At 45.2% G+C, this 8,889-nt stretch carries 10 protein-coding genes and 1 pseudogene; 7 read left to right on the top strand and 4 right to left on the bottom strand.

Annotated features, from left to right (window positions below):
- A pseudogene (locus D8886_RS02175) lies at positions 1–192 on the bottom strand (hypothetical protein); the annotation flags it as partial.
- 14 nt (positions 193–206) lie between these two features.
- On the opposite strand from D8886_RS02175, the gene D8886_RS02170 reads away from it, so the two are divergent.
- Positions 207–584: a hypothetical protein gene (locus D8886_RS02170; RefSeq protein WP_125434089.1), complete on the top strand. Its 378-nt coding sequence runs from the start codon at positions 207–209 to the stop codon at positions 582–584.
- 23 nt (positions 585–607) lie between these two features.
- A complete protein-coding gene (gene purB, locus D8886_RS02165) occupies positions 608–1,903 on the top strand; it encodes an adenylosuccinate lyase (RefSeq protein ID WP_125434088.1) in 1,296 nt (431 codons plus the stop codon).
- A 191-nt stretch (positions 1,904–2,094) separates the two neighbouring features.
- On the opposite strand, the gene D8886_RS02160 is transcribed toward purB, so the two are convergent.
- Together D8886_RS02160 and D8886_RS02155 are read right to left on the bottom strand one after the other, a co-directional pair.
- Entirely contained in the window at positions 2,095–2,661 is a 567-nt protein-coding gene (locus D8886_RS02160; RefSeq protein WP_125434087.1) for an NAD(P)H-dependent oxidoreductase, read from the bottom strand.
- Entirely contained in the window at positions 2,658–3,254 is a 597-nt protein-coding gene (locus tag D8886_RS02155; RefSeq protein WP_125434086.1) for a TetR/AcrR family transcriptional regulator, read from the bottom strand. The genes D8886_RS02160 and D8886_RS02155 overlap by 4 nt, the downstream gene beginning before the upstream one ends.
- 217 nt (positions 3,255–3,471) lie before the next feature.
- Here D8886_RS02155 and dhaK point away from each other — a divergent pair, with 217 nt between their 5' ends.
- From dhaK to dhaM, 3 genes are read left to right on the top strand one after another with little or no spacing between them, the layout of a single operon-like run.
- A complete protein-coding gene (dhaK, locus tag D8886_RS02150; RefSeq protein ID WP_125434085.1) occupies positions 3,472–4,461 on the top strand; it encodes a dihydroxyacetone kinase subunit DhaK in 990 nt (329 codons plus the stop codon).
- A 10-nt stretch (positions 4,462–4,471) separates the two neighbouring features.
- Entirely contained in the window at positions 4,472–5,050 is a 579-nt protein-coding gene (gene dhaL, locus D8886_RS02145; protein WP_125434084.1) for a dihydroxyacetone kinase subunit DhaL, read from the top strand.
- Positions 5,050–5,424: a dihydroxyacetone kinase phosphoryl donor subunit DhaM gene (gene dhaM / locus D8886_RS02140; RefSeq protein ID WP_125434083.1), complete on the top strand. Its 375-nt coding sequence runs from the start codon at positions 5,050–5,052 to the stop codon at positions 5,422–5,424. Before dhaL ends, dhaM begins: the two co-directional genes overlap by 1 nt.
- A 328-nt stretch (positions 5,425–5,752) precedes the next feature.
- Here dhaM and agaR read toward each other — a convergent pair whose 3' ends face one another.
- Positions 5,753–6,469, bottom strand: coding sequence for a transcriptional regulator AgaR (gene agaR / locus D8886_RS02135; RefSeq protein WP_002907683.1), 717 nt, complete (start codon positions 6,467–6,469; stop codon positions 5,753–5,755).
- Positions 6,470–6,607: 138 nt separating this feature from the next.
- On the opposite strand from agaR, the gene D8886_RS02130 reads away from it, so the two are divergent.
- Together D8886_RS02130 and D8886_RS02125 are read left to right on the top strand one after the other, a co-directional pair.
- Positions 6,608–8,395 (top strand): glycoside hydrolase family 35 protein, encoded by a 1,788-nt coding sequence (locus D8886_RS02130; protein ID WP_032912356.1) that lies wholly within the window; start codon positions 6,608–6,610, stop codon positions 8,393–8,395.
- Positions 8,392–8,868, top strand: a complete 477-nt coding sequence (locus D8886_RS02125; RefSeq protein ID WP_002898809.1) for a PTS sugar transporter subunit IIB — start codon at positions 8,392–8,394, stop codon at positions 8,866–8,868. Before D8886_RS02130 ends, D8886_RS02125 begins: the two co-directional genes overlap by 4 nt.
- The last annotated feature ends 21 nt before the right edge of the window (positions 8,869–8,889 follow it).

Here is an 8,889-nt window from a genome sequence, read left to right as displayed (position 1 = left end):
GAGTTTACCCTTTTCTATGGTAAATTCGATATCTTGCATGTCCTTGTAGTGATTTTCGAGAATCTTAGCATAGTCTTGGAAGGCTGCATAGGCCTGAGGGAGAGCTGTCTCAAGTGCAGCGATAGGCTCAGGAGTTCGAATGCCGGCTACGACATCCTCTCCTTGTGCATTGAGCAAAAATTCGCCAAATAGCTATTAGAATTAAATTGGGTATCTACCAAGAAGTGCTAAAGTTATCAGATATTTATATAAAAAGAGAGTTTAAAAACTATCGTCACTTTGTAGAAGGAAATATTTTTTTACTAACTTTTGATGAAACAACTTTAGATGATGCGGTATCTTTGGAATCTTTAAAAGAAAGCCTCTTCGATATACTTAAATTAGAAGAACAAAATATTCTTTTGCCAGAGTTATATGAAATATACGCAAAAGTATTATTTAAATTAGAGCAATTTGATGATGCTATAGTTTACTTTGAGGAAAATATAATGTATATAAGCGAAGAATCGAGATTAATGTATATTAAAGCATGTGAACAAGTTGGAAATATAAAACAAGCTGAATATATACGTCGAAATTATTAATGATAGAATCAAGGAGAAAAATCATGATCAACCGTTACTCTCGCCCTGAAATGGCGAACATTTGGAATGAGGAAAATAAGTACAAGGCTTGGCTGGAGGTAGAGATTCTGGCTGATGAGGCTTGGGCTGAGTTGGGTGAGATTCCCAAGGAAGATGTGGCCTTGATTCGTGAAAAGGCTGGCTTTGACATTGACCGCATTTTGAAGATTGAGCAGGAGACGCGCCATGATGTGGTTGCCTTTACTCGGGCAGTTTCTGAGACACTGGGTGAAGAGCGCAAGTGGGTGCACTATGGCTTGACCTCGACTGATGTGGTGGATACGGCCTATGGCTACCTCTACAAGCAGGCCAATGACATCATCCGTGAGGATTTGCGTCGCTTCACGGACATCATTGCGGAGCGGGCGCGGGAGCACAAGTTCACTATCATGATGGGTCGTACTCACGGGGTGCATGCGGAGCCTACGACTTTCGGCCTTAAGCTCGCGACTTGGTACAGCGAAATGAAGCGCAATATTGAGCGTTTCGAAATTGCGGCTGCGGGTGTGGAAGCTGGGAAAATCTCTGGTGCGGTTGGTAACTTTGCCAACATTCCGCCATTTGTGGAAAGCTATGTCTGTGAGAAATTAGGCATCCGTCCGCAGGAGATTTCGACTCAAGTCTTGCCACGCGACCTCCACGCTGAATACTTCTCAGCCCTAGCCTTGATTGCGACATCTATCGAGCGCATGGCGACCGAAATCCGTGGTCTGCAAAAGTCTGAGCAGCGCGAAGTCGAAGAGTTCTTTGCCAAGGGGCAAAAGGGTTCATCTGCTATGCCTCACAAACGCAACCCTATCGGCTCTGAAAATATGACTGGTCTGGCGCGTGTCATTCGCGGTCACATGGTGACAGCCTTTGAGAATGTCTCTCTCTGGCATGAGCGTGACATTTCCCACTCATCAGCTGAGCGGATTATCGCTCCGGACACGACTATTCTTATCGACTACATGCTCAACCGCTTTGGTAATATCGTCAAGAACTTGACCGTCTTCCCAGAAAACATGAAGCGCAACATGAACTCCACCTTCGGTCTTATCTTTAGTCAGCGGGCTATGTTGACCTTGATTGAAAAAGGTATGACGCGGGAGCAGGCTTATGACTTGGTGCAGCCAAAGACTGCCCAGTCTTGGGACAATCAAGTTGACTTCAAGCCTTTGCTCGAAGCAGACCCAGAAGTCACTTCCCGTCTGACTCAAGAAGAGATTGATGAAATCTTCAACCCAGTTTACTACACCAAGCGCGTAGATGAAATCTTCAAGCGCGTGGGTTTGGAATAAACATAAAAACGAGCCTGGGCAAAAAGTCCAGGCTTTTGAATCTAAATTAGAAAAAATAGATGACGCAGTGGTTGATTGGCATCTTCCTTCGCTTTTTAAGCTCCAAAGATGACCTAATCAACTGTGCGGGGGTGGGAAGACGAGCTTTTTTAACTTGTTTGAAGTTCTTTCCCACTCTCGTTTTCTTTGTCTTAAATCTGACTGGCCATTTGCCCGATTTTCTGCAGCATTTCTTGGCGTTGTTGGTCCGTCTTGCGTTCTACTCCGTTGAGCTCGGTCAGTTTGACTGGGGTAATTCCGCACAGTTTCAGAACTTGATTCTTCAGTACCTTGCCATAGTCTTGGACAAAAGGCAGGGCAAAGGCTGGTGTATTATGGCTGGCGATAATACATCCGGACTTGCCTTGCAGGTGGCCTTGCATGCCTACTTTCTTATAAGAATAGGCAAAGTCAGCAGCAAAGACGCGGTCGATAAAGCCTTTGAGAATGGCCGGCATACCGCTCCACCAGATAGGGAAAATGAAAATCAGATGGTCTGCCCAAGTAATCAAATCCCGGTATTTGGCCATTTCAGGGTCTTTGTGCAGGTCACGGCGTCTATGTTCTTGGTCAAAGCGCAAGATCGGATCAAAATTTTCAGCATACAAGTCCAAGGTTTTCACCTCATGCTTCTTAGAAAGGTTGCTTTGAACTTCTTTGAGAATAGCAGCATTGAAGCCAGTTGGGCTGGGGTGGGTGTAAATAATCAAGGTTTTCATGATCGTTCTCCTTTGATATAAATGTCAAGCATGTGTTCAATCGTGCTTTGGATAGCTTGAGGATCAAGGTCTTGCCCGATAGGACTGTTGGCCAGAACGGCTAGACCCGTGATAAAGCTCCAAAAGTGAAAAAGGCTTTCCGCTTCGCTATTGCTAAAATTTTCCTCCTTGCGAAGCTTTAAAACAAGCTCCTTAAATTTATCAAATCCAGGCAGGTCAGACTCCAAGAGAATGGTGTCCCGAGTCACCTTCATATATTTAAAAGGAAATTTGATAAAAAGAGCTTCGAAAAAATGAGGGTAGGTCTTGGCAAAAATAATAAAATTAAGACCAAGCTGGGTCAGCTGATCACGCGCAGAACCTGTCGCATCAATCTTTTCATTGATTTCCTGATTGAGAAAGAGCGAAAGCTGGGTCAAAACGACCTTAAGGTAGCCTTCCTTGCTCTCAAAATGGCGGTAAGGGCTGCCGTGAGTCACACCGCAGGCCTTGGCAACAGTCCTGAGCGAAAGCTGTTCAATTCCATGTTTTCCGATTTCGTCAATCCCTGTTTGGATGAGCTGTTCTTTCAGCTGGGCAGTATTGCGTTTCATGTATCTCCTCCGAAAAGTATACACTGTCTACTTATCTATCTTTAGTATACACTGTCTACTTTTTCTTGTCAACTAATTTGATGTTTTCTTCTAGTCTAAGATGTGGCAGAATTTGCTTTCGGTAAGATAAAATGTTAAAATGATATCAAAATGATAGCGCTTTCTTTTTAGAGCAAATTGCTCATTATAGAGAAGCGCAGAGAAACGGAGGACATCTATGAAGAAAATTATCAACGATCCAACGGCGGTTGTGGACGAGATGCTGGATGGCTTGGCCTATATTCACAGTGATTTGGTTTATCGGGTGGAGGGCTTTGATATCATTGCCCGCAAGAGTGAGAAGACAGGCAAGGTTGGCCTGATTTCTGGTGGTGGCAGTGGCCATGAGCCTTCCCACGCTGGCTTTGTCGGTGAGGGCATGCTGTCGGCCGCTATCTGCGGAGCAGTCTTTACTTCACCAACACCTGATCAGGTCTTGCAGGCTATCAAGGAAGCAGATGAGGGAGCTGGGGTCTTCATGGTAATCAAGAATTACTCCGGTGACATCATGAACTTTGAAATGGCTCAGGAAATGGCTGAGATGGAAGGGATTGAGGTGGCTAGTGTCATCGTAGATGACGATATCGCAGTGGAAGACAGCCTCTATACTCAAGGCCGCCGTGGAGTGGCTGGCACCATCCTTGTCCATAAGATTCTAGGGGATGCGGCGCGTGCAGGCAAATCTCTGACTGAAATCAAGGCTCTGGCTGATGAGCTAGTCAAAAATATTCACACAGTTGGCTTGGCTCTGAGCGGGGCAACCGTTCCGGAAGTCGGCAAGCCTGGTTTTGTTTTGGCTGATGATGAGATAGAGTTCGGCATTGGCATCCATGGTGAGCCAGGCTATCGCAAGGAAAAGATGCAGCCGTCTAAGGACTTAGCTAAAGAATTAGTCGAAAAGCTAAGTCAGTCTGTTGAGCTCAAATCTGGCAAGAAAATCGGCATCCTCATCAATGGTATGGGTGCAACACCACTCATGGAGCAGTATGTCTTTGCGGCCGATGTAGCAAATCTTCTGGCAGAAGCTGGAGTCGAAGTTGTCTATAAAAAGCTGGGTAATTACATGACCTCCATTGATATGGCGGGGATTTCTCTGACCTTTATCCAGCTGGAACAGCCAGACTGGCTGACAGCTCTCAACAGTCCTGTCACGACAGCCGCTTGGTAAGGAGGTACTTATGGACGCAGCAAGAGCAAAAAAATGGATGCAGTTGTTCAACGATAAGATCCAGGACCAAAAAGCTTATCTATCTGATCTCGATACACCCATCGGTGATGGCGATCATGGCGCCAATATGGCTAGGGGAATGGCAGCAGCAGTAGAGAGTCTAGCTGCTAAGGACTTTGCCAGTGCGGCTGAGGTTTTTCAGGCTGTTTCCATGCAGCTGATTAGCAAGGTCGGCGGTGCTTCAGGCCCTCTTTATGGCTCGGCCTTCATGGGCATGGCCAAGGCTGAAAAAGACGGCAAAGACTTGTCAGAAGTCATCCAAGCTGGTCTGGACATGATTCAGAAGCGGGGCAAGGCTGTGCCAGGCGAGAAGACCATGGTGGATGTCTGGTCGAGGATTCCTGTTTCTCTGCAGTCTGGAGACTTGACGCATGAAAAAATTAGCTCCTTAGTGGAAGCGACCAAGGATTTGAAGGCGACTAAGGGGCGGGCTTCCTATGTCGGGGAGCGCTCTATCGGTCATATCGATCCCGGTTCGGCTTCATCTGGTCTCCTCTTTGAGGCTCTTTTAGAAACGGAGGCAGGCTGATGGCAGATACTGGCATTCTTATCGTTTCTCATTCCCAAAACCTGGCCCAAGGTTTGTTTGACATCATTTCGCAGGTGGCGGCAGATGTGGCCATCAGCTATGTAGGCGGGCTAGAAGACGGCAGCATCGGGACCAGCTTTGAAGGGATTCAGGCAGCTTTAGATGCCAATGACAAGGACATTATTTTGGCCTTTTTCGATCTGGGCTCGGCTCGGATGAATCTAGAAATGGTCGCAGACTTTTCTGACAAGGAAATCATTATCAATAATGTTCCCTTAGTAGAAGGCGCTTATACGGCTGCTGCCCTTCTTCAGGCTGGGGCAGATTTGCCTAATGTTTTGCTTCAGGTCCGTGAATTAGAAATAAAAAAATAGCCGTTTTTCTAAAGACTTAATAAACGACTTCAATTGAAAAATAAGGAACATTTTATATCAAAAAGCTGGGATTTAATCCCAGCTTTTTTGCTTTATCCTTGTACCAATTTTCAGGGAAATAGCCAGTATTTCTTAATTTTTTCTTCTTTAAATTGATTAAAAATAGGACAAATTTATAGTCCATGTTTAATTTTTGACACTATTCGCTTTTTAATGAACAAAAGTTTTTAGAATGGATTGCAAATTGGTATAGATAGACTTATAATAGATATAAGTACACAAGATGAAACAAAAAACGACAGCCGATTAGAAGCCATCGTTTTCAATCTTAGTGGTCCCGATTGCAGGAAATGAACTTAATCTTGAAGAAGTCACCGCGTTTGTAAGTTTCGCTGTACTCTAAGATCTGTCCTGTGCTTTCCAGCTGGGTAATCTTCACCTGATGAACGGTTGGGAAGTTGGTATCAACTTCCAACACTTTCGCAACATCTTTTGGTGTTGGGAAGACAATTTCGTTGGTCTCTTCAAAATGTTCATCATTCATGTGAATGTGGTAGTCAGTTTTGAAGCGGTTGTAGATAGAGCTGTAGTAGTCCATATCTGGATAGTTAGGATTGATGTACTGCTCAGGGATATAGGTTTGGTGATAGATATAGACTTTATCGCCAGTCCGTCTGATCCGGTCAATCTTATAGTAGAACTGCGTTGGTGCCAGTTCTAGCTTATCCAAGATTTTCAGGTCATTCCCACGCTTGATGGAGAGAACAGTCACCTTATCTTTTTGGATAGGGAAGGTCTCAACGTCAGAAAATTCCACCAGCTTGTGCTTTCTTGCACGTGAAACGAAGGTTCCCTTGCCTTGTTGGCGGATGATGTAACCATCATTGGCCAGTTCATTCAAAGCGCGGACAACAGTAATGGAGCTGACATTAAACATCTGAATCAGCTCAGCCTCTGTGTAAAACTTATCGCCATTTTCAAATTTGCCAGAAATGATTTGCTGCTTGAGCTCATCTTTGATTTGTTGGTATTTTGGAATAGCCATTTTGTTCACCTCTCTTTTTTTACTTTTCTTACTTAAGATTTTAACATATTTTAAAAAAAATGTTGACATTTATGCAAAAATTTATTATATTAATATTAATAAGAGATGAAAGCGGTTTTATACCTGAGGGAACATCAGATGGCAAGATTCAAAATTGGTCATTCCTTCTGTTTGGATGATCGGGAGTTTAAGATTTTATCGGGAGCCATTCACTATTTTCGGGTACAGCCTGAGGATTGGTATCATTCCCTTTATAATCTCAAAGCTCTGGGCTTTAACACAGTGGAGACCTATCTTCCCTGGAATATGCACGAACCTCAAAAAGGTGTTTTTGACTTCCAAGGGATTTTAGATATTGAGGCATTTTTACAGACGGCTCAGGATTTGGGACTTTATGCCATTATCCGCCCTTCGCCTTTTATCTGTGCGGAGTGGGAGTTCGGTGGTCTGCCGGCCTGGCTGCTCAATGAAAATATGCGCATCCGCTCATCAGATGAGGCCTTTCTGCAGGCTGTAGCCAGTTATTATGACGAGCTGCTGCCGCGACTGACTCCAAGGCTTCTGGACAATGGGGGAAATATCCTCATGATGCAGGTGGAAAATGAGTACGGTTCCTATGGGGAAGACAAGGCCTACCTGAGAGCAATCAGACGGCTCATGGAAGAACGAGGTGTAACCTGTCCGCTCTTTACATCAGACGGACCTTGGCGGGCTACCCTTCAAGCTGGTACGCTGATTGATGACGATGTCTTTGTGACAGGAAATTTCGGCTCCAAGGCAGATTACAATTTTGCCCAGATGCAGGAATTCTTTGATGAGCATGGAAAAAAGTGGCCGCTCATGTGTATGGAGTTCTGGGATGGCTGGTTCAATCGCTGGAAAGAACCTATCATCAAGCGAGATCCAGACGAGTTGGCTCAAGCTGTTCACGAAGTGCTCAAGCAGGGCTCAATCAATCTCTATATGTTTCATGGCGGTACCAACTTTGGCTTCATGAACGGCTGTTCAGCCAGAGGTGTCATTGACCTGCCACAGGTAACTTCCTATGACTATGATGCTCTACTCGATGAGCGTGGCAATCCGACGGATAAGTACTATGCAGTCCAGAGGATGCTGAAAGAGCATTATCCAGAGTATCCGCAGATGGAGCCACTGGTGAAAGAGTCTTTTGAACTCGGAAATATTCCGCTCAGTCAGAAAGTCAGTCTCTTTGAGACCCTGCCTGACTTGGCAGAGCCTATCGAAAGTCTCTATCCGATGAAGATGGAGGAGCTGGGGCAAAATGTCGGCTACCTGCTCTATCGGACTTGGGCTAGTTGGGATGCTGATCAGGAAAGACTCCGTGTCATTGACGGCCGCGACCGTATGCAGCTCTATGTGGACGGTCAGCACATAGCAACCCAGTACCAGACAGAAATCGGTCAGGATATTATGGTGGACGGTCAGAAAAAGGCAGAGCACCAGCTTGACATTCTGATGGAAAATATGGGCCGGGTCAATTATGGGCACAAACTCTTGGCAGATACCCAACAGAAGGGCATTCGTACGGGTGTCTGCAAGGATCTGCACTTCCTGCTTGACTGGCAGCATTATCCGCTTCCGCTGGACCATCCAGAAAAGATAGACTTTTCAAAAGGGTGGCAAGAAAAACAACCAGCTTTCTACGCTTTTGACTTTAAAATGAAAGCGCTTAAAGATACTTATCTGGAACTGTCCGACTTTGGCAAGGGCGTCGTCTTTGTCAATGGTGTCAGCATTGGCCGTTTCTGGAATGTCGGACCGACCCTATCGCTCTATATCCCGCACAGCCTGCTCAGAGAAGGCGACAATCGCATCATTATCTTTGAGACAGAAGGGATCTACAGCGAAACCATTCACTTAGTTAACCAACCTACATTTAAAACAATAAAGGGGGAAAATCTATGACAATAGTAGGTGCACGTATCGATGGACGTTTAATCCATGGACAGGTAGCCAATCTTTGGACTACCAAGCTCAACATTTCACGCATTATGGTGATTGACGATGAGGTAGCTGAAAATGCTATCGAAAAGAGCGGACTCAAGCTCGCAACGCCAGCTGGTGTGAAACTTAGTGTCTTGCCGATTGCTAAGGCAGCAGAAAATATCTTGGCCGGCAAGTATGATTCACAGCGACTCTTGATTGTTGCTCGTAAGCCAGACCGTTTCCTGCGGTTGGTCGAAGCTGGTGTTCCGCTGGAAACGCTGAACGTTGGCAATATGTCTCAGTCAGACGAAACTCGCTCCATTACCCGATCTATCAACGTGGTAGATGCAGATGTTGAAGCCTTTCACAAGCTTCATGAAAAAGGAGTAAAACTGACAGCGCAAATGGTTCCCAACGATCCGGTTGAGGACTTCATGAAGTTATTAAAATAAGAAAAAATTTTAGGAGGACAT

It is taken from the genome of Streptococcus sanguinis, assembly GCF_003943655.1.
In the GTDB taxonomy this organism is placed as follows: Bacteria; Bacillota; Bacilli; order Lactobacillales; family Streptococcaceae; genus Streptococcus; species Streptococcus sanguinis_F.
The sequence above is the reverse complement of the archived record's forward strand: the minus strand, read 5'-3'. Positions and strand labels throughout refer to the sequence as shown.